Consider the following 22404-nt stretch of genomic DNA (forward strand, 5'->3'; position numbering starts at 1 on the left):
TTTTAATTATTGAATAGTTAAAAATTAATTTAATTAAGAAGCGGATACTTCTAAATGTCTGTCTATTACCGAAGTGTTACCCTCTTCATCTTCTATGGTTATTTCCATATGGTATTCTCCTGCTGGAGCTGTTGCAGGCACATCAATATGCTCATGAAATTCTACTTCAGTTTCTCCGTGATATCCTTCTTCAAATTCTGCTTCAAAATCCCATTCCACTTCTCCTTCTCCTACTGAAATTCCATGTGCGTGAATATCCACTATTATATGATGTACACCATGAACAGCATTTATCATAAACTCTGCATGAAAATCATTTCCACGGGCCACAGACTCATCAATTGAGATATCACTTACGGTTATCGGAGATAGTATATCAATATGTCCTTCGGATTCTACTTCATTTCCTAATTCATCAACAACTGTTATAGTAATATGGTATTCACCCGCAGGAGCATTTGCAGGGACATCAATATGCTCATGAAATTCAGGATTTTTAACCCTGTATTTTTCATCAGTAAATGTTTTTGAGAATTCCCATTCTTCCTCTCCCTCTCCAACTGTTAAGTCATGGCCATGTATTTCTATAGATATACTACTTACATTTGCAGGAGCATTTATTTCAGCTTCCATGTGAATGTCCGAACCTTTGTAAGCTACAGATCCACTGCCGTGATCGCTTCCTCTACCATATTCAAAGCTCATAATTTCAGGTCCTTCCGGTGTAGGATCTTCATCGTCATCACAGGCTACCATTACACTAAATAGTACTAATGCCATCGCTAATAATTTTAGGTTGGCTAAATCGAATAATTGTTTTGTTTTAGTCATCATTATTATTTATTTTAAGTTAAAAGGTATATTCATAGATAAAATAATGTTTCTACCCGCTTCAGGAAGCCCTATTAGTCTGTAGAAACTTGTATGGTTCATGTACCGGGTGTTCAGTACATTTTGCACCTGAAGATTAATAGCTATAGGATTATCATTTACATCAATTGTTGTCCCTGCCCTAATATTGAAAAAGTTGAACCCCTTCGTTTTCTTCTCAGGGGGTACTATATTGTCTTGCTTTGCAGTAACCCGCCAATCGACTGATAAAAATGATTCATTTAGTTTATCGGCAAATTCAGGAGACCATTCCAGATTAAACAATGCAGAAGGGGGTGGTGAAAATGGTAGCGTAAATCCTTTTTTATCACCGGAAAGCTGTCGGGCATAAACATATTCACCTAAAACTTCAACACTTAATGCTTTATGAAATTTCCATTTAGCCTGCAATTCGGAGCCATACCTTAATACCTTACTTTGTGTATATTCAAATACCTGGTTTCCAGCACCGTATAAGTAATCATGCCGTGAGGTAGGGTTCAGGTAAATATAATTTGAGAAATAATTGTAAAAAGGGGATAATGCTACTGACCACTTCGAAGTTGTCCAGCTTAGCCCTAAATCACCCTGATATGATTGTTCAGGGTTGAGGTCAATATTTCCTCGTTCATAGCTGAAGTAATGATAATTAACTCCATTTGCTCCTAACTCTTTAGCTATTGGCATTCGAAAGCTTTTACCAATATTTGCTTTCAGGTTGAACTTATCCTTATTGTAACTGGCACCTACTGACCATACAATACTATTAAATTCCCTCTGCTCGTTGCCGGCTCTTTCAATATAAAGGGATTCTGTTTCTCCATTCTGCTCAACTGTTGAAGGAAACCAGTCATTGTATTGCTCAATTTTAATGATGCCGTAATCGTACCGGAGTGCTCCATTAAGCACAAAGGCATCATTAAACTTGTATTTATCATGAATAAATGCGCCAGCTAATGTTTTTTTAAAGGCTGGCACCAGAAAACCCCATCCACCGATGGAGTTGTCCTGATGCTCGCTATTTATACCAACCGCAATTTCATGCCTGCCTAACCACAGGTAGTTTTTAATATTTGCAGAGAAAACATGCTTATCAAATTCTCGCTCTAAATCTATTGGAATAGGAGTGTCTTCAGGATAGATGGGTGGCATATAACCATGATTTACATATTGATTGTACTCTTGTCTGAAATTATGTTGGTAACCTATTTCAGTTTCCATCATATACTGATCCGAGAAGTAAAGCTCACTTTTGTTAATAATTTTAAAATGATTTACTTTCTGTCTGGGGTAAAGTATATCCCTGCTTGAGGCATCATGTAAAGCTGTATTTACTCTTCTCGGCTCCAGCCCATGTGCATTAGCAAAAAAACCACTGGTACTATTAATGTTGCTTAAATAAAATGCGGATTGAACCTGTTCATTTTTTAATCCGAAGTCGAGATGCAAATTGGTCTCATTTCCTGCGGAATTACGCAAGTGGTTTTTATGCAGCCTTACTGCATAATCATAAACATAGAGAGTGTCAGCAGGGACGCGGTAATCGCCATAATTCTGGTGAGTAATTCTTGTATTAAAAAAGAGGTTTTTACCGCGGCCATACAAGTTGATAGAGCCTCCAAATAAGTTATTGTTTGTTTTGCCTACTAAATCAACAGAACCACCTAATGTGTTTTGATCAGGAACAGGTGTCGGTTTTATATCAATAACTCCTCCAATGGCATCAGAGCCATACAAAAAGGAAGCTGCTCCTTTAATTACTTCTAACCGTGCTACTCCGAACTGATCAATTTCAAGGCCATGGTCTGCCCCCCATTGTTGGCCTTCATGTTTAATACCTTTATCTACCACCATTACCCTGTTAAATCCAAGACCTCTTATAATAGGCTTAGATTGACCGGAACCAATTCCTATTGTACTTATTCCCGGTATTCTTTCGATAGATTTCATCAGGCTTCCGCTGAGGTTTTGCCTGATAAAATTTTTATTAACAGACTCTATGGTGAGAGATTCTTCTTTCTTTAGAGATGTAACCCTATCCTTTTTTATAACTACTTCATTAAGTTGTGCTATCTCTGGCTGAAGTTTTATATGAATGTCTTTTATCAAATCAGAAACATTCAATTCTACCTTTTGAGAGGCGTAGCCTATGTAGGAAATAATTAAGGTGTGTGTTCCAGTGGAGGGGAGAGAAATCTGGAAAGCACCATTCGAATCAGTAATGGTTAAATGGTTGCCCGGAATAAGCCTTATTGTAGCACCTTCCAAAGGTTTATTGTACTCGTCTACTACCTCTCCGGAAATCAATTTGCTTTGAGCCATTAATAGCCCATCTGCTCCTGAAATGAAGCAGATAATTATTAATGCAATTAGATTTTTATTGTTGCGCATAGTGCGAGTCAGATATTAAATGCAATATTGTTGCAAAATTATGGAGCTATTTTGAATATGCAATTAAGTTGCGTTATTATTTAATCGATTTAGTGATAATTTATCTCAGGGCGAGCTAATAATGAGATTTTAAGAAGATTTAATTATTTTATATTTATCTTATAGGTAAACCAGAAGATTGTAATAATTGAAAAGTAACAAAATCAAAAAGAAAAGGAGTTTTAATAATAATTAGCCTTCTACTGTAGAGCATTAAATACCCGATAATAAACCCATTGCTTATGTTGTCGTTAATTAGAAAGGTAAATCATTATTTAATTTATTATGGCAATAAAGATTATTGGAATTTCCCTCACTATCGCAGGTATATTAGGTCTTACTTTTGGAGTTTTAGGGATTTTTGGGAGTAATATTGTAGCATTAAATCCCTGGGCTATGACCATCTTAGGTTTTATTTTTTTTATTTCAGGAGTAGGAATGGTGAAGCGGCTTAAATAAAAATTAGTTATTTGCTCCAGCTTATTTTAAGGGCCTTTATTTTATCTGTTTCCAATATGATGTCAGTGTGAAGAGTAAAGCCATTCTTTTTATAGAAATTTGCAGGTGAGAAATAAGCTTCTCCATTTTGTTTAACATAGCCTTCTTTAGTTATTACCCAGCCATTAACAGGGGAGTATAGTTCTTTAATTTTTAAAAGTAGTTTACTTCCATAACCTTGTTTTTGGATTGATGAATCTATAATCATAGCAAACCAAGTTTCATTATTTCTTTGGAATACGCAGCACCACCCTTTAATTTTTTCATCTTTTCCTTTTATAAGGATATGTCGCTCAATCAATAGAGAGGCTAGATATTGATCAAAACTTTCTACTGATTCGTGTTTTAAAACTGTAGGGTATTCATTATTCCATAATTGCAGGATCTCCTCTTTTTGTTGAATGGTAAGCGATTGCAGCGTGAGGTATTTCATGAGAATGTTTTCTTTCAGTAAAAATAGCTTTAAATACTATTTAAAAGTTTTCTTTTTACCAGAAAAGCTTGTTGGAAGCTATAAATAAATTCAATAAAAAAGCCACTTCCAATAACTGAAAGTGGCTTTAAAAATGAGCTTTATCAGGCTATTATGCCATTGCTTCTTCCTCTGTTTCGTATTCCGAAACAGGGATACAGCTACACATTAAATTTCTGTCACCATAAGCACTATCAATACGGCTTACACTAGGCCAGAATTTATTGCCTTTTATATAAGACAGTGGGAAAACTGCTTTTTCTCTGCTATAAGGCAGTGTCCAGTTTTCTGCAAGGCTTACTGACATAGTATGAGGTGCATTCTTTAGCAAATTATTCTCTTTGTCAGCTACTCCATCAGCTATCTCCTGAATTTCTTTTCTGATAGAAATCATTGCCTCACAGAATTTGTCAAGCTCTGTTTTGGTTTCACTTTCAGTAGGTTCAATCATCATTGTTCCCGGCACTGGAAAAGATACAGTAGGTGAGTGATATCCATAATCCATCAATCTTTTTGCAATATCTTCTACTTCTACACCAAAATCTTTGAAAGCACGGCAATCAATAATCATTTCATGTGCTGAACGGCCTTTTTTATTGGTGTAAAGTACAGGATAATGGTCATTAAGCTTTGCCTTAATATAATTAGCATTTAAAATAGCCAGTTGTGTGGCTTCTTTTAATCCTTGAGAGCCCATCATGCTGATATATGCATAGCTTATTGCTAAAATACTGGCACTGCCCCATGGAGCAGCCGAAATAGCTGTAATTGCATTATCACCTCCTGTTGGAGTTAATGGATTGCCCGGTAAGAATTCTTTTAAATGTTCTGCAACACAAATAGGGCCCATTCCAGGTCCGCCACCACCATGAGGGATACAGAAAGTTTTATGAAGATTTAAGTGGCATACATCTGCTCCAATATTAGCAGGAGAAGTTAATCCTACCTGAGCATTCATGTTGGCACCATCCATATAAACCTGACCACCATTTTGGTGGATAATCTCGCAAATTTCCTGAATTTCTTCTTCAAATACTCCGTGAGTAGAAGGATAAGTAACCATCAGTGCAGAAAGATTAGCAGAATGTTTTTCCGCTTTTTCTTTCAAATCCTGAAGATCAATATTGCCATTGTCATCGCACCTTACAATCACTACTTGCATACCTGCCATCACTGCACTAGCAGGGTTGGTGCCATGTGCGGATGAAGGAATGATGGTAACATTTCTTTGTTCATCTCCTCTGCTTAGGTGGTAGGCTCTTATAACCATTAAACCGGCATATTCTCCTTGTGCTCCGGAGTTAGGCTGTAAAGAAGTAGCTGCAAAGCCAGTAATTTCAGTCAGCATGTTTTCCAGCTTAATGAACATTTCTCTATAGCCTAATGCCTGTTCTTTAGGCGCATAAGGATGTATATTTCCTAATTCAGGCCACGTAACAGGGATCATTTCCGTGGTTGCGTTTAGCTTCATGGTGCATGATCCCAGAGAAATCATGGAGTGTACCAAAGAAAGATCTTTGTTTTCCAGCTTTTTGATGTAACGAAGCATTTCATGCTCAGCAAAATAACTATTGAAAACAGGGTGCTCAAGGTAGTTGCTTTTTCTAATAAGGTTACCAGACCAATCTAACTCTAAAGAATCAATTGTTTTCTCTAGTGGAAATAAAGAAGCATCTTTATCCAGTACTAGCGCAAAAATTTCGATCAATTCACTTACATCATCAATTCTGGTAGTTTCATTCAAGGCTATAGTCACCGTTTTTGAACCACTAAAATTAAGATTGATTTTATGCTCAAGGGTAATTGAATGAAGTTTCTCTCTCAGCTTATCGGACTCTAACCCTACACAAATAGTGTCAAAATAGTTTTTATTTTGTACCTCGTATCCAAGAGATTCTAATCCTTTTGCCAGTAATTTCACCAAAGAGTGGGTTCTTACAGCAATTTTCTTCAAGCCAACAGGGCCATGATACACAGCATACATTCCGGACATTACTGCCAATAATACCTGTGCTGTGCAGATATTGGAGGTGGCTTTCTCTCTTTTTATATGCTGCTCCCTTGTTTGAAGGGCCATTCTGTAAGCTTTATTGCCTTCTTTATCAACTGAAACGCCAATAATTCTGCCTGGAATTTGTCTTTTATAAGCTTCTTTGGTAGCAAAGAAAGCAGCGTGAGGACCGCCATATCCCATAGGGATTCCAAATCTTTGGGAGGTACCTACTACGCAGTCAGCACCTATCTCTCCCGGAGGAGTTAATAGTGTTAAAGACAATAGATCAGCACCGATAGTAGAAAATATTTCTTTCTCCTGAGTTGCTTCAAGGATGGGTTTTAAATCGATGATATCTCCATGCCTGTTAATTTGCTGAGTATATAAACCGAAAATATTGTCATCATTTACATCAATATCAGCAATATTTCCTACACGTAATTCAATTCCAATAGGAATAGCTCGTGTTTTTAACACATCTAATGTTTGTGGGAATATATTTTCATCAACATAGAATATATTGGCTTGTTTCTTCTTGCCTTTTCGCATACCAAAGAACATCGTCATAGCCTCAGCAGCAGCTGTTCCTTCATCTAAAAGTGAAGCATTCGCTATTTCCATTCCGGTAAGGTCAATTACCATTGTCTGGAAATTGATGAGGGCTTCCAATCTTCCCTGTGCTATTTCTGCCTGGTAAGGCGTATAAGCAGTATACCAGCCCGGGTTTTCCATGATGTTTCGTAAAATAACACCAGGCACGTGCGTATTGTAATACCCTAAACCAATATAAGAGCGGAAAATCTCATTTTTGGAAGCCATTTCTTTGAAAGATTCCAAAAATTCAAATTCCGTTTGCGCTTCAGGTAAATTTAAATCTTGCTTTAACCTGATGTTTCCAGGAATGGTTTCCTCTATCAAATGCTCCAAAGAGTTGGCATTCACCGCTTCAAGCATCTCTTTTATTTGCTGATTATCCGGTGCATTATGCCTCACATCAAATCTTTCTTGGTAACGAGGGTTTAATTTCATATTTATTGTATTAATTTTCAATTACTATATAGAAAAAGCATTATACTCAATTAGGTAAAACGGTTACTTTAGAAGGCTTTTTGGTTGTTGTTTTATGAAATTTATTAGTCATATAACAATTGTAAATATTACAGGATATCCTGCTTTTTGAAATATGCCACAAAAGTACAATATATTTGAGAGTATATTTGTTTAGTTAACCTTAAAAAAAACAAAAATTATTTACCCACTTAAATCTTTAAATATGAATAAGTTCTTAATTATTTGCAGTTCGTGCTTTTTACTTTCATACCTGTCTTATTCGCAGGTGAACGAGCTAGCTGCCAAGAAGTATGCTTCAACAATTAGCGAAGCGGATTTAACGCGGCATCTTACTATTTTAGCTTCAGACTCGCTGGAAGGAAGGGAAACAGGTAAGAAAGGGCAGAAAATGGCTGCAGATTATATCAAAAATCATTTTGAAAAATTAGGGTTACAGGCTCCTGTAAATGGGAATTCATACTATCAGAAATTTAACTTGTATAAAGTTAAAAGAGGAAAGGCAGAAATGATATTGGGAAAAGATACATTGAAAAACCTGAAGGAAATGGTGTATTGGTCTGATAACCCAATGAAGAAGGAAAAGGTTGATTTGGTGTATGTAAACAAGGCTTCAAAAGAGGATTTAACCAAGTTTTCAGTAAAGGATAAGTTTGTAGTTTTTCAGGCAGAAGGTCAGTTTACTCCAGTTTTGCAAAGGCTTGAGGAATCAGGAGCTAAAGGAGCTTTGGTATTAGCGGAAGACAGCTCAAAAATGAGTATGGTGCTCAGGTATGGGCAGTATTATGTTACTAATGGTTCTCTTTCCAGAAATAAGCCTTCTGATAAAGGACTTGTTAGTGTAGTTACCTACAAAGAAATGGCTAACAAAATATTTGGCAAGCCTTTAGAGAAGTTGAAAATTGGAGATAAAGCTAAGGCGCAGCTTTCAGGAGAAGTAAATGTTGAGGTAATAGAAACAGAAAATGTACTGGGCTTTTTAGAAGGTGGAGAAAAGAAAGGCGAGATTTTAGTGATAACTGCTCATTATGACCATGAAGGGATAAAAAATGGTGAGATTTATAATGGAGCCGATGATGATGCTTCAGGAACAACGGCAGTATTAGAAATTGCAGAAGCCTTCGCAATTGCTAAAAAGGATGGTTTTACACCTAGAAGAAGCATTTTGTTTATGCCTGTTACAGGTGAAGAAAAAGGTTTGTTAGGCTCAGCTCACTACTCAGAAAACCCGGTTTTTCCTCTTGATAACACAGTTACCAATTTAAATATAGATATGATTGGAAGGGTGGATTCCATTCATATGGAGAATAGAGATTTTGTATATCTAATTGGATCTAACAGAATTTCTACTGAGTTACATAATATCAGCGAAAACATCAATCAGAAATACACCAAGCTGGATTTGGACTACACTTACAATGCAGAAGACCATCCGGATAGAATCTATTACAGATCAGACCACTGGAATTTTGCCAAAAATGGTGTGCCTATCATTTTCTACTTTAATGGAACTCATCCTGATTACCATAAGCCTACTGATACGGTGGAGAAAATTCAGTTCGACTTATTAAAGAAAAGGGCAGATTTGGTTTTCTATACAGCATGGGAATTAGCCAACCGTGAAAACAGACCGTTGGTGGAAGAATAAACTGTAAGAATAACTGGTGAATTGTATCGTGCGTTAGTAATCGTAAGCATCAAATATTACAAAATAGTAAAATCATGAATGTTTCAAAACATAATGCTAACCTGATACAATTTACCAAACTTACTCGTTTAGCTAAAAGCCTTTATTTTTCTAATAAAGAAAATGAACCTAGAGGATTTATGGATATAAATGATAATGAAGTATTAGGATTACTCCAAAGCCTCTCTGAAAGTAATGTTGAATACATGCTTGTAGGAGGAGTAGCAGCAGTGTTTCACGGACATGTTCGTACCACGGGCGATATTGATTTATGGGTAAATGAAGTGCCCGAAAATAAGAAAAGACTGGTAAATGCACTATCTCAAATAGGAGTTCCTGCTGCTGAAGGTTTTTTAAATGTACCTCTCATTCCAGGATGGAGTAGCTTAACTATAGGTGATTCTGGTTTTACTGCTTATTTTATGGCCTATACCAGCTTCTTTAAACAGGCAGACTTTAATGAGGTATATAAGAGGTCAGTGAAAGGGGAAATTAATGGCATTAAATTTCAGGTGATTCATATAAATGATTTAATCAAAGAGAAGAAGCGTTTAGGAAGGCATAAAGACCTTGACGATGTCGAAAATCTTGAGAAGATTAAAAAAACAGAAAGTAATTCTAAGTTTGCATTCATCTCTTCCTTCTTCTGTCTTTCTGCTTTTTGCCAGTGCCACCTTTTTTGTTTTTCTGTGTCATCGGATTTTTCTTCTCATGAAAAGCACCTTTAAAATCAGGATTTTCAATCCTTTTCAGTCTGTCGATTTCCATATCAATGGCTTTTTGTTCTTCAGGTAATGTTCTTTCACGATTTACTTCTGAAGGAAGCTGCTTAACAGGGATTTTCATTCTGATAAGTTCTTCTATCTTTTCTATATGATAAGTTTCGGCCTCATTAGCAAAAGTGATGGCAACACCTTTATGCTTTACTCTTCCAGTTCTGCCTACCCGGTGCACATAATCTTCTATCTTGTTAGGTACATCAAAATTGATTACATGGCTTACCTCGTGTATGTCAATTCCTCTGGCAGTTACATCGGTAGAAACCAGAATTCTAATATTTCCTTCACTAAATTCTCTGATGGAATTAATTCGGGTGGATTGCCCTTTGTTGGCATGAATTACTCTTACACTATCTGTGATTTTTCTGTCAATAAAGTGAAAGACATTATCTGCAGTTTTTTTGGTGCTTACAAAAATGATCACCCTTCCTAATTTTTCATTTAACAATAAATGCTGAAGCAGGTTAATTTTTGTGAGGAAGTTTGGTACGTGATATAATTGTTGCTTTACTAACTCTGTGGTGGTTGCCTGCGGAGTTACTTCAACTTTTTCAGGGAAATCAGTAAATTCATAAGCATACTTTTCTACTTTCTCCGGAAATGTAGCTGAGAAAAACAGGTTTTGTTTCTTCATAGGTAAAATTTCCAGAATATTTCTGATTTGTGGCATAAATCCCATATCCATCATTTTATCTGCTTCATCCAGTACAAAAGTTTTAATATGTTTGGTAGCAAGCACTCCCATATTGTAAACATCTAAAAGCCTTCCGGGGGTAGCTACTAAAATATCGCATCCCGCGGCCACCTCTTCTGCTTGCTTTTTAGGACCAATCCCTCCATACAAACACACCGCTCTCAAATCAGTATATTTGCCTAAGGCATTTAAATTTTCATACACCTGCATTATTAACTCTCGTGTGGGCGCTATAATTAGAGCACGAGGGGCATCACCCTGTGCATATTTTAGCTTCATTAACAAAGGCAATACGAAGGCAGCGGTTTTACCTGTTCCGGTTTGAGCAATGCCAATAACATCATGTCCGTTCAGAATTAAAGGAATGGCTTTTTGCTGAATGGCACTTGGTGCTTCATATCCTAAATCATCAATTGCATTGAATAATTGCTTGTTTAGTTTAAAATCCTGAAATGATGAGATATCTTGCGACATGAACCGTTAAATTTTGGCAAAAAGATGAAAAAGCTACTGATTGTAAATGCAAAGATAGTAAATGAAGGGAAGATTGAGCAGAAAGATGTTTTAATCGTAGATGAGCGTTTTGAAAAAATTGCTTCCCAAATTAATGCAGAAGAAGCTGATCAAGTAATTGATGCGAAAGGGAAGCACTTGTTTCCCGGCCTGATTGATGATCAGGTGCATTTTCGTGAACCCGGCCTTACTCATAAAGCCAATATTTTTACAGAATCTCGTGCTGCAGTTGCCGGTGGTGTTACCTCCTTTATGGAGATGCCTAATACAGTGCCTAATGCTTTAACTCAGCAATTGCTGGAAGATAAATATAGGATTGCTGAAAAGAATAGTCTTGCTAATTATTCATTTTTTATGGGAGCCAGTAACGATAATATTGAGGAGGTACTGAAAACAAACCCTGAAAATGTCTGCGGTGTAAAAGTTTTTATGGGAAGTTCAACAGGAAATATGCTGGTGGATAATGAAGAAACTTTGAACAATATTTTTTCAAAAGTTCCCATGTTAATTGCCACACATTGTGAAGATGAAGCCACAATTAGAGCCAATACTGAAAAGTTTAAAGCTGAATATGGGGAGAATGTGCCAATTGAGATGCACCCTAAAATCAGAAGTGAAGAAGCTTGTTACTTGTCTTCATCATTAGCGGTTCAACTGGCTAAGAAACATGGTTCAAGATTACATGTGTTGCATATTTCAACTGCTAAGGAAACTGCTTTGTTTGACAATAAACTGCCTTTGAAAGATAAGAAAATAACAGCAGAAGCCTGCATCCACCATTTGTGGTTTTCAGAAGATGACTATAAAACAAAAGGCACCTATATTAAATGGAATCCGGCAGTGAAAACTGCACATGACCGAGAGGAAATTATGAAAGCTGTGCTGGATAACCGCATAGATGTAATTGCAACCGATCATGCTCCTCATACAATGGAAGAAAAGCAGAATACCTATTTTAATGCACCCTCAGGAGGGCCGCTTGTACAACATAGCTTACTGGCGCTACTGGATTTCTACAAGAATGGAAAAATGACTTTAGAACAGATTGTGCAAAAAGCAGCACATAATCCGGCCATCTTATTCAGGATTCAGGATCGAGGTTATATCAGAGAAGGTTATTTTGCGGATTTTGTATTGGTAGATATGGATGCTCCTTATCAGGTAACGAAAGATAATATACTATCAAAATGTGGATGGTCTCCTTTTGAAGGGCACACCTTTAATGCTTCCATTCAATCTACTTTTGTGAATGGTAAAATGGTTTACGAAAATGGTGGAATTATTGAACGTATGAGCAGTAGGCGGTTACTGTTTGATAATAATTAAAATAATATTTGTTTCAAGTTGAGCCATTTATTCTGATTTAAGGGTAAATGGCTTTTTTATTTAATTTAATACAATCCTTTATTTACTGATAGGTTAACCATTACGTGCGGTTTTGGATAGACTTACCCAATTCTTTAGATATTGTAAGATATTTTAAATCTGGACGCAACTTCTTCACACTCTTGTGCATCTACCCAGCAAAGGAAATTTTATTTTCGACAGGAATCTTGTAATAAAATAAGCTATTTTGTTACTAATGGGATAGAAATCAATCGTTCATTTAAATAAATATTATGCAATTAACCATCAACAACCTGAATAAACAGTATGGAAACGGAGTACATGCATTAAATGATGTAACTCTCACTATTGAAAAAGGCATGTTTGGTTTACTGGGTCCTAATGGTGCTGGCAAATCTTCCCTTATGCGTACATTGGCAACCCTTCAAAATGCAGACAGCGGAACAGCCACTTTAGGAAATATTGATGTGTTAAACGATAAGGATGAGGTAAGAAAGGTATTAGGGTATCTTCCTCAGGAATTTGGTGTATATCCACGAACATCAGCAACAGATTTATTGCACCACCTGGCTATTCTAAAAGGTTTTAATAGTAGTAAAGAAAGAAAAGAGATGGTTGACTACCTGCTTCAGAAAGTAAATCTTTATGAGCACAGGAAAAAATCGGTTAGCAGTTACTCAGGAGGTATGCGCCAAAGATTTGGTGTAGCGCAATGCCTCATAGGCACCCCTAAGTTAGTAATTGTTGATGAGCCCACCGCAGGCCTCGATCCGGGTGAGAGAAACAGATTCTATAATATATTAAGTGAAATAGGAGAACAAACCATTGTTATACTTTCTACCCATATTGTGCAGGATGTGCGTGAACTTTGCACCAATATGGCCATTATGAATAAAGGAAAAGTACTTTATTCAGGAACTACCGATGAAGCATTGCTGCAGATAAAAGATAAAGTATATGAGAAGCGGGTAGATAAAACAGAGTTGGCCACTTATCAGTCAGATTATAAAGTGATCAGTAATAAATTGGTGGGTGGCAAGCCACAGATTCATGTGTATTCCGAAACTCCTTTGAACAGCGGGTTCAGTTCTGCAGAGGAGACGCTTGAGGATGTGTTTTTTGCCAAGTTAAATGAGCTAGTGTAAACCAATAAAATTGAAATTATGTGGAAATTTATAAAATATGAATGGAAGCATTGGTTAACATCTCCAATGCTCTGGATTTTCTTTATCATTATAACACTACTTGTATTCCTGGCAGTTTCACTTGATCAGGTTCAAATTGGAGGAGGAGTAGGCAATGTTTATAAAAATGCGCCTTCCGTTATTCAGAATTATTATGGAGTAATGTCGCTCCTTTGCCTGCTAATGACTACTGCATTCATGAATGCAACTGCTAATCGAGATTTTAGCACCGGAATGCACCAGTTTGTCTTTTCGTCTCCTATTAAAAAAGGACATTATTTCTTCGGGAAGTTTTTAGGGGTGTTGCCAATAGCCATCATTCCTCTTTTGGGAGTTTCTTTAGGAGCGCTTTTAGGTCCTTTAATGCCATGGGTTGAGCCTGAACGCTATGGTCCGGTGGTTTGGGGAGGTCATATTCAGGGGATTTTGGCTTTTGCATTGCCTAATACCATTATAGCTGGTGTTATTCTTTATTCATTAGCTATTATCTTCAAGAACAACATAGTTTCCTTTGTGGGCGCCATGTTAATACTCGTATTTTACGTAGTGAGTCAGGGATTCACAGCCGATATTGAAAAAGAATGGCTTGCCAATATTTTGGATCCTTTCGGTTTTCAGCCATTCAGCACACTTACTAAATATAAAACCATTGATGAAAAGAATTTAACGGCTACTGCAGTAACCGGGCAGTTGTTAATAAACAGGTTGGTATGGGTTGGGATCAGTATAGTTCTGTTACTTATTATGTATAGCCGTTTTTCTTTCAGTAATAAGAAGGAAAAGGTGAGTAAGAAAAAATTGAAAGAAGGGGGAAAGGAAACTTTCGAACCTGTAACAGAGATAAAAACTTTTGAAGCACCCTCTAACCAGAAGTTTTCTTTGAAGGCTTTATGGCATATGATTGTATTTGAGACAAAGTCCATCATCAAGAATCAAACTTTTATCATTATTGTGCTGATAGGTTTAATCAATTTAATTGCCAGCCTTACCAGCTTTACCGGAAACTATGGAACAGCCCGTTACCCTGTTACTTATGATGTTATTGATACAATTCGTGGTGCGTTCTACTTGTTTATAATTGGAATTATTACTTTTTACTCAGGTGTTTTGGTATGGAAAGAAAGGGATGCTAAGATAAGCGAAATTCAGGATGCTACACCTTCAAGAACTGGAGTGCTTTTCAGTTCGAAGCTAATTGCCATGTTCATTAGTATTTTTATTGTATTAGTAGCCTCAATATTGGTAGGAATGATTGCGCAAACTTTTTATGGCTATTCACGCTATGAGCTTGATGTTTATATCAAATCTTTATTGGTAATAGATATGCTTAGCTTTGTATTCCTGGTGGTGGTTTCTCTACTTTTTCATTACCTGATAAATAACCGCTACCTGGCTTATTTTGCCTTTGTTGCCTTTATTATAGTTAACAGTTTCATCTGGTCGGTGATGGAAATTGACTCCAATATGCTTGATTTTGGAGCTGTGCCTTCAGGGAGATACTCAGATATGAATGGATTTGGCCCCTTTGTGCCAGGTATTATCTGGTTCAATGTTTACTGGACCTTATTTTGCATAATATTATGTTTTGCTATTTACGCGTTCTATGTAAGGGGTAAGGAAACTCAGTTTAAAATAAGAGCCAAATTTGCCGCTCAGCGACTAAAGAAAAGAGGTGTTTTATTAAGTGTGGCGGTAGTGGCCTTTATTGTTTGCGCAGGTTTTGTGTATTACAATACGGAAATACTTAATACGTATGTTTCTTCTAAAGAACAGGAAAACAGGCAGAAAGACTATGAGCTGACCTATAAAAAATATGAGGGAATCATTCAGCCGCACTGGGTGAATCTGAATTATAAAATAGATATTTTCCCCTATCAAAGAGATCTTTCTACTAAGGTTAATGCAATGGTAGTGAATAAATCAGATGAAGAAATAACAGAATTTCATTTTACGCTTCCTACCATGCCTGATTCAATGGAAATAAATATTCCTAATGCAAAAATAAAGGTAGATGATGATAGATTGAATTACAGGATTTATACTTTAAAACAGCCTATGCAGCCTGGCGACAGTATGGAAATAGAAATAGCTTTTAACAAAATCACAAAAGGTTTTGAAAACAGTGTTTCGTTTACTTCGCTTACGCAAAATGGTACATTCTTTAATAATGGTGATTTGCTGCCTAATTTCGGGTATAACCGAGGTTATGAGATTTCAGATAAAAACAAGCGGGCAAAGTTAGATCTGCCTAAGCGGTTAAGATTGGCGAAGCTGGATAGTACCAATTATGAAGCAAGAAAAAATCCTTACATATCCGGAGATGCAGATTGGGTGAATGTACATACTGTTATTAGCACAGCAGCTGACCAAATTGCTGTGGCACCCGGTAGTCTTATTAATGAGTGGACGGAAGGTGATAGAAAGTACTTTGAGTATGAGCTGGACCAGAAATCTTTAAATTTCTACTCTTTTATTTCCGCACGTTATGAGGTAGCCAGAGAGAAGTGGAATGATATCGATTTAGAAGTTTACTATATCAAAGGGCATGAGTATAATGTGCCTAACATGATTAGTAGTATGAAGAAGTCTTTGGCTTACTATACCAAAAATTTCGGTCCTTACTTCCACAAACAATGTAGGATTATTGAGTTTCCACGCTACGCTTCTTTTGCACAGGCCTTTCCGGGTACTATGCCATATAGTGAAGGCATTGGCTTTATTGCAGATTTAAGAGAAGTAACCAATGATGATATAGATTTGGTGTTTTACGTGGTGGCACATGAAATGGGCCACCAGTATTGGGCACATCAGTTAATTGGTCCGGCCATGCGTGGTTCTGAAATGATGAGTGAGACTTTTGCACAGTATTCGGCATTAATGGTGCTGGAAGAGGAATATGGAAGGGATAAAATGAAGAAATTTCTGCGCTATGAAATGGATGGCTACCTCAATGGAAGAAGTGGTGAATTTGAAGCAGAGCGACCACTTATGGAAACAGAACAACAGGGATATATTCACTATCAAAAGGGCTCAGTAGTGATGTATTATCTGAAAGAAATGATTGGAGAAGACAGTGTGAACAAGGCCTTAAGCAGGTTGTTAGATGATTATGCTTACAAGGAGCCCCCTTTTCCAACTTCTATCTCAGCGGTTAGTGCTTTCAGGGAAGTAACTCCTGATTCACTTCAGTATTTAATTGCTGATCTTTTTGAGAATATCACCCTGTTTTCCAATAGAGTTGTTGATAGTAGATATGTAGAAAAGGGAGATAAGTATGAAGTGACTTTAACCACTTTTTCTGAAAAATTCAGGGCTGATTCGTTAGGGACACAAACAGACGAGCCATTAGCTGATTATATTGATGTGGCGGTATTTGAAAAGTCTGAATCAGAAAGTAATCTTGGAAAACCATTGGTTTATGAAAGAAAGAAAATTACTCAGGCTGAAAACACTTTTACCTTTGTAGTGGACAAAGAGCCTTATGAAGCAGGGATAGATCCTTACAACTATTTGGTGGACAGAATCCCTGAAGATAATGTGAAACGAGTTACTGAGGAGTAATTCCAAATTGATAAAGCAGCTGCCGGTAGGGAGCTGCTTTTTTTTTCACTTCCCTTATCCCTTTCTATAAGGCTTTTATTTCCCTGTTTTTTCTAAATAATTCTTCTTCTATTTTTTGCTATAAGTGGAAAGATAAACCAATCGGCTAATACCTTAGCAGGAGAACATCTATCAAATATTTTGGAATTTTATCATGGTTAAAAGTTAAAGCATGTATTAACTTAATAAGAAAACCTTGTCTACATTTTCAGTGGATTCCTTACAAAGTGTAGCTGTTCGTAAAATCGAGATGAACCCACTCATCTTTAGAGATTTTTAATGTTTCATTCCTGTGGGGCCGCTAATTAAAATTTTCTCATTCCCATTTTAATATTTAAAATTAATAGTTACTTTAAATGACTGAAAATTAATTGGTAACTAGCAGGGGGTGAAATGAGTTATAATGAGCAAATCTGAAAACACGGAAGTGACTAATAATGAGGCTGAATCGGTCAAGGATGAAAAAAAATTGAAATTTATTTTAGACAAAGTAAAAGACCATAGTGAGATTTGTCCCGTTAGAGATGTCATTCACAGAATTAGTGACAAATGGAGTCTGTTATCAATTCTGGCTTTAGGAACTCATGGAACATTGCGCTTTAATACGCTTAAGAGAGAAATTGGCGATGTGTCTCAAAGAATGCTTACAGTTACACTCAGAAATTTAGAGGAGGATGGCTTTGTGAGTAGAAAAATTTATGCTGAAGTGCCACCCAGGGTCGAGTATCAATTGACAGATTTAGGTGAAGGCTTAATGCAACAGGCTCTTCAGCTAGCTGAATGGGTTAATGCAAAGTTGCCACAAATAGTCTCTAGCAGAAAGGAATTTGTAAAAAAGGCTTAAATTGGGAGATAAGTAAAAGAAATTGGAAGTTCAACATCAGATATTCGAATCTAAAGGCTTGTTTTTCATAGAGAAAGACAAAAAAAAGCTGGCTAAAATGACTTATAGTAAAGCCAGAGAAGACATGTTCATAATTGATCATACGGAAGTAGCGGAAGCGCTCAGGGGCACGGGTGCCGGAAAGCGGATGGTTATGGCAGCCGTTAATTATGCCAGAGAAAATAATCTTAAGATATTACCACTATGTCCCTTTGCCAAGTCAGTATTCGATAAAACCGAAGCAATCAGAGACGTACTAAAGTAGCACTATCACCTTTTAAATGATTACCGTCATGGATAAAAATGATGTAACCAAGCACTATTCCAATGGAGAAGTTATTGTTGTATGGCAGTCAGCAAAGTGTATACACTCCGGCAATTGTGTAAAAAATTTGAAACCAGTGTTCAACCCACAGCAGAAGCCCTGGATCCAGATGGATAAAGGTAGCTCTGGAGAAATCAAAGATACAGTGGCCAAATGTCCTAGCGGAGCTTTAAGTATAGGATAAACTAAACATGAGCAAGAAGGTTCTTATCCTCTTTTTTCATCCACGCTTTGAAGATTCACAGGCAAATAAAGAATTAGTTTCTGCTATTAAAAATGTAGATAACGTCACCTTTAGAGACTTGTATGAGTATTATCCGGATTTTCATGTGGATGTAAAATTAGAACAACAACTGCTTAAGGAGCACGATATCATCATCTGGCAACATCCCTTCTATTGGTATAGTTGTCCTCCTTTAATGAAGCAGTGGATTGATCTCGTGCTGGAATATGGATGGGCTTATGGAAAAGATGGAGATCAGCTAAAGGGTAAATATTTTTTAAGTGCGATAACATCCGGTGGTAATTTTGATGTGTACAGGAAGGGCGGCAGAAATAACTTTACTTATAAAGAACTATTACAGCCTTTTGAACAAACTGTAAACCATTGCCTTGGTCACTATTTGCCTCCTTTTATTGTTCCTTCTGCTTTAAGGTGTTCAAAACAGGAACTGCAAAATTATGGTGCGTTTTATGCTGAGCTGGTAGCAGGTATACAAAATACCGAAACTCCTTTACAGGAATTTTTAAAGTACAATTACTTTAACGACTTATCTTCTGAAAAATGGAAAGCTCTTTTTTACAAACAGCAGTAATCCTTTTAGGAACAGCCCTCATTTTTGTTCCCATTGCTAAAAAAGCTGGTATTGGAAGTGTTTTGGGCTATTTGCTTGGAGGAATTATAATAGGGCCCTTCATTTTAGGTTTGATAGGAAATGAAGGAGAGGATATTATGCATGCTGCAGAGTTTGGCGTAGTGATGATGCTCTTTTTGATTGGGCTAGAGCTCAATCCGGAATCATTTTGGAAAATGAGAAAGTCTATCCTGGGAATGGGGCTGAGCCAGCTGATAGGGAGTTCTGCACTAATTTTTGCTTTGTTCTATTTTATACTTGGCAAAGCTTTCAATACTTCAGTAGCGGTGTCACTTTCACTTGCCATGTCATCAACTGCCATTGTTTTACAAACTTTAAAAGAAAAAAGCCTCACCAATACCCATGCGGGGAAATCCTCTTTTTCTGTACTGCTTCTTCAGGATATTGCAGTAATCCCTATTCTTGCAATTATTCCTTTGCTGGCTACCAATACCATCACTTCTATGGATTCAAAACATAGCATAATTGCTGATTTAGATCCTCATTTTTCCACATTAATTATTCTGGCTGTAGTAGCTTTCATTTACATAATGGGCCGCTTTCTTATTAATCCATTCCTGCATTATATAGCGAAAGTAAGAATGAGAGAGCTTTTTACTGCCTCGGCCCTCTTTATTGTAATTGGAGTTGCGTGGCTGATGGAGCAAGTTGGAATTAGTGCAGCTTTAGGGACTTTTATGGCAGGGGTGTTGTTGGCCAATAGCGAATTCAGACATGAATTAGAAAGCGACATTGAGCCGTTTAAGGGAGTATTGCTTGGCCTTTTTTTCACAGCAGTAGGCTCAACTATTAATTTTGATTTGATTTTTGCCGATCCTGTAGCTGTATTCTCATTTGTTTTATTGATTATGCTTATAAAGGCAGTTGTATTATTTACCATTGGCAAAATATTTAATATTCAGCTTGATCAGAATTTATTATTTAGTTTGCTTCTATGTCAGGTAGGAGAATTTGCTTTTGTTTTATTAGCTTCTACCAGGCAGTTAGAGATAATAGATAAGGAAACACTTGATTTTTTAATGGCGGCTACTACCATCAGCATGATTCTTTCCCCACTTTTCTTATATATAAATGAAAGGTTTATAGACCCAAAATTAGGGGTAAAGCAGGCTGAAAGCAGGCCAGCGGATGATGTGGAGGGTAATGAAAGTGTGATAATTGCAGGCTTTGGTCATTTTGGTAGCACTATAGGAAGGTTTTTACGTGCCAACGGTGTGTCGGCCACTATTTTGGATAATGATAGTGAGCAAGTGGATCTGCTGAGGAAAATGGGTTTTAAAGTATTTTATGGAGATGCAACCCGAGTAGACTTACTGGAAGCAGCAGGAGCTTCTAAAGCTAAAATATTAATTTCAGCTATTGATTCACCAGAGCGCAATTATCAATTAGTAGATGAGGTTAAAAAACATTTCCCTCATTTGCAGTTATTTATGAGGGCCAAGAATCGGATGGACGCGTATGAATTAATTGAGTTGGGAGTTAATGATGTTTACAGGGAATCATTACATACTTCGGTAAGTTTAGGAATAGATGTGCTCCATGCTTTAGGTCAAAGGAAATATACAGCAAGTAGAAAGGCTGCCGAATTTATACATTATGATGAAAAGGCCTTAAATAAACTTGGCAAATTTCGTCATGAAAAAACGGGTTATGTAGAAAGCGTACGTAATGAAATTGAAATACAGGAGCGTTTGCTGGCTGAGGATGCTAAATTTTTAGATCAAAGAGAGGATGTCGCCTGGGATAGTTCTAAAAGAAGATCCTGAGTTATGAAAAAGAGTAATACGATGAAGAAAGAAGAAATACTTGTACGGCTTCAAGAGTTTGAACTTTTTAAGGGTGTACCCTCAGAGCAGCTGGAATGGTTTGCAGAGCATTCGGAATTACATTTTTATGAGGAGGGGGATACTATTTTTAAACCCGGAGATGCAATTGATGAAATACTCATTATTATTGAGGGAGCTTTTCGGTTGCTCTCCATTAGTAATCAGCAGGAAAGAGAAATAGCTACAAAAATAAAAGGAGAGGTCTCAGGCTTTCTACCGTTTTCCAGGGCTAAAAATGCTTCAGGAGTAGGCAGGGTGATAGAAAAAACCATAATTCTTGGACTTAATCGCTCCTACGAGAGAGAAATGCTAAGAGATCATTATGAACTTTGCCAGGTGTTGGTTCATGAAATGACTTCCCGTGTCCGTGAATTTACCGGATTTCAAAAGCAAACTGAAAAAATGGCTGCTTTGGGCAAATTATCTGCAGGGCTTGCTCACGAGCTTAATAATCCTGCTTCGGCTATAGTAAGAAGTGCGGGGGAATTGAAAAAACATTTAAGTCTGCAACCGAAAAAATTTAAGAAGGTAATTAAAATTAAGCTTACTGAAGAGCTCACAGATCGTATTACTGACTTACTCTTTGATAAAATCCAAAGCCCTTCAGCACCTAAATCTTTAATGAAAAGAAAGGATCTGGAAGATGATTTAAGTTTTCTTTTGGAAGATTTACAGGTGGATGATGCCATGGAACTTGCTGAAAACCTAGCTGATTATGGTTTTGAGGAAAAAGATATTCAATCTTTAGCTGAGCAGGTAAAACCGGAAGATATAGGGGCCATATTACATTGGATGAGTGATAACCTCGCCATAGAGAAAATGGTGGGTGATATCCAGGAATCATCTGAAAGGATCTCTACCCTGGTTAACTCGGTAAAAGTATATACTCACATGGATCAGGGACAGGAGAAGTCTGAAGTAGATTTGCATGAAGGCATCCGCAATACACTGAATATTCTTAACCACAAAATTAAAAGCTCCGGCACTAAAATTAAGCTTGATTTTGATGAAGAAATACCTGCAGTTTGTCTGTTCGTTAGCGAAATTAACCAGGTATGGACCAATCTGCTGGATAATGCCATTGATGCTGTGGCAGGATCCGATGACCCCGGCATAATTCTGCGGACGCGCCAGAAAGGTAAAGATGTGCAAGTCTGTATAATTGATAATGGTAAAGGAGTACCGGATGAAATTGCGGCCAGAATTTGGGAGCCCTTTTTCACTACCAAAGAGATGGGAAAGGGTACAGGATTGGGGCTGGAGCTTGTAAAAGATATTGTAGAAAAACACCATGGAACTATTAAGTTAAAATCTCAACCGGGAAGCACTACCTTTGAATTATGCCTCCCAATTTCTTAAA

17 protein-coding genes are annotated in these 22404 nt (G+C 37.0%); 12 read left to right on the plus strand and 5 right to left on the minus strand.

The window, feature by feature from the left end:
- Window positions 1-33 precede the first annotated feature (33 nt).
- Window positions 34-834: a DUF4625 domain-containing protein gene (locus IEV85_RS04885; protein ID WP_229712514.1), complete on the minus strand. Its 801-nt coding sequence runs from the start codon at window positions 832-834 to the stop codon at window positions 34-36.
- Between the two features lie 6 nt (window positions 835-840).
- The gene (locus IEV85_RS04890; RefSeq protein WP_229712515.1) at window positions 841-3261 is read right to left on the minus strand and encodes a TonB-dependent receptor; all 2421 of its coding nucleotides are present in this window, start codon (window positions 3259-3261) and stop codon (window positions 841-843) included.
- A 324-nt stretch (window positions 3262-3585) separates the two neighbouring features.
- Here IEV85_RS04890 and IEV85_RS04895 point away from each other — a divergent pair, with 324 nt between their 5' ends.
- A complete protein-coding gene (locus IEV85_RS04895; RefSeq protein WP_188460774.1) occupies window positions 3586-3759 on the plus strand; it encodes a hypothetical protein in 174 nt (57 codons plus the stop codon).
- 7 nt (window positions 3760-3766) lie between these two features.
- Here the strand turns inward: IEV85_RS04895 and IEV85_RS04900 are convergent, their stop codons facing one another.
- Entirely contained in the window at window positions 3767-4231 is a 465-nt protein-coding gene (locus IEV85_RS04900) for a GNAT family N-acetyltransferase (protein WP_188460776.1), read from the minus strand.
- 151 nt (window positions 4232-4382) lie between these two features.
- Window positions 4383-7292 carry an aminomethyl-transferring glycine dehydrogenase gene (gcvP, locus tag IEV85_RS04905; protein WP_188460778.1) on the minus strand — a complete coding sequence of 970 codons (2910 nt, stop codon included), beginning with the start codon at window positions 7290-7292 and terminating at the stop codon, window positions 4383-4385.
- A gap of 244 nt (window positions 7293-7536) precedes the next feature.
- Here gcvP and IEV85_RS04910 point away from each other — a divergent pair, with 244 nt between their 5' ends.
- Both IEV85_RS04910 and IEV85_RS04915 read left to right on the plus strand, forming a co-directional pair.
- Window positions 7537-8979: a M28 family peptidase gene (locus tag IEV85_RS04910; RefSeq protein ID WP_188460781.1), complete on the plus strand. Its 1443-nt coding sequence runs from the start codon at window positions 7537-7539 to the stop codon at window positions 8977-8979.
- Window positions 8980-9053: 74 nt separating this feature from the next.
- On the plus strand, window positions 9054-9746 hold the full coding sequence (locus tag IEV85_RS04915; RefSeq protein ID WP_188460782.1) for a DUF6036 family nucleotidyltransferase: 693 nt from the start codon (window positions 9054-9056) through the stop codon (window positions 9744-9746).
- Here IEV85_RS04915 and IEV85_RS04920 read toward each other — a convergent pair.
- Entirely contained in the window at window positions 9649-10965 is a 1317-nt protein-coding gene (locus tag IEV85_RS04920) for a DEAD/DEAH box helicase (RefSeq protein ID WP_188460784.1), read from the minus strand. The genes IEV85_RS04915 and IEV85_RS04920 overlap by 98 nt on opposite strands.
- Before the next feature lie 24 nt (window positions 10966-10989).
- On the opposite strand from IEV85_RS04920, the gene IEV85_RS04925 reads away from it, so the two are divergent.
- The 9 genes from IEV85_RS04925 to IEV85_RS04965 all read left to right on the plus strand — a co-directional run bounded on the left by IEV85_RS04925 (window position 10990) and on the right by IEV85_RS04965 (window position 22403).
- Window positions 10990-12330 carry a dihydroorotase gene (locus IEV85_RS04925; protein ID WP_188460786.1) on the plus strand — a complete coding sequence of 447 codons (1341 nt, stop codon included), beginning with the start codon at window positions 10990-10992 and terminating at the stop codon, window positions 12328-12330.
- 293 nt (window positions 12331-12623) lie between these two features.
- A complete protein-coding gene (locus IEV85_RS04930) occupies window positions 12624-13496 on the plus strand; it encodes an ABC transporter ATP-binding protein (RefSeq protein WP_188460788.1) in 873 nt (290 codons plus the stop codon).
- A gap of 18 nt (window positions 13497-13514) precedes the next feature.
- Entirely contained in the window at window positions 13515-17096 is a 3582-nt protein-coding gene (locus IEV85_RS04935) for a M1 family aminopeptidase (RefSeq protein WP_188460790.1), read from the plus strand.
- Between the two features lie 442 nt (window positions 17097-17538).
- Complete coding sequence (locus tag IEV85_RS04940) at window positions 17539-17979, plus strand: winged helix-turn-helix transcriptional regulator (protein WP_188460792.1); 441 nt, start codon at window positions 17539-17541, stop codon at window positions 17977-17979.
- A gap of 58 nt (window positions 17980-18037) precedes the next feature.
- Complete coding sequence (locus IEV85_RS04945; protein WP_345259416.1) at window positions 18038-18283, plus strand: GNAT family N-acetyltransferase; 246 nt, start codon at window positions 18038-18040, stop codon at window positions 18281-18283.
- Window positions 18284-18311: 28 nt separating this feature from the next.
- Window positions 18312-18527 (plus strand): (4Fe-4S)-binding protein, encoded by a 216-nt coding sequence (locus tag IEV85_RS04950; protein ID WP_188460795.1) that lies wholly within the window; start codon window positions 18312-18314, stop codon window positions 18525-18527.
- Between the two features lie 7 nt (window positions 18528-18534).
- The gene (locus IEV85_RS04955; RefSeq protein WP_188460797.1) at window positions 18535-19158 is read left to right on the plus strand and encodes an NAD(P)H-dependent oxidoreductase; all 624 of its coding nucleotides are present in this window, start codon (window positions 18535-18537) and stop codon (window positions 19156-19158) included.
- Window positions 19128-20984 carry a monovalent cation:proton antiporter-2 (CPA2) family protein gene (locus IEV85_RS04960; RefSeq protein ID WP_188460799.1) on the plus strand — a complete coding sequence of 619 codons (1857 nt, stop codon included), beginning with the start codon at window positions 19128-19130 and terminating at the stop codon, window positions 20982-20984. Before IEV85_RS04955 ends, IEV85_RS04960 begins: the two co-directional genes overlap by 31 nt.
- 3 nt (window positions 20985-20987) lie before the next feature.
- Window positions 20988-22403, plus strand: a complete 1416-nt coding sequence (locus tag IEV85_RS04965; RefSeq protein ID WP_188460801.1) for an ATP-binding protein — start codon at window positions 20988-20990, stop codon at window positions 22401-22403.
- The last annotated feature ends 1 nt before the right edge of the window (window position 22404 follow it).

Origin of the sequence: Marivirga lumbricoides, from assembly GCF_014636295.1 — a bacterium.
Classification (GTDB): domain Bacteria; phylum Bacteroidota; class Bacteroidia; order Cytophagales; family Cyclobacteriaceae; genus Marivirga; species Marivirga lumbricoides.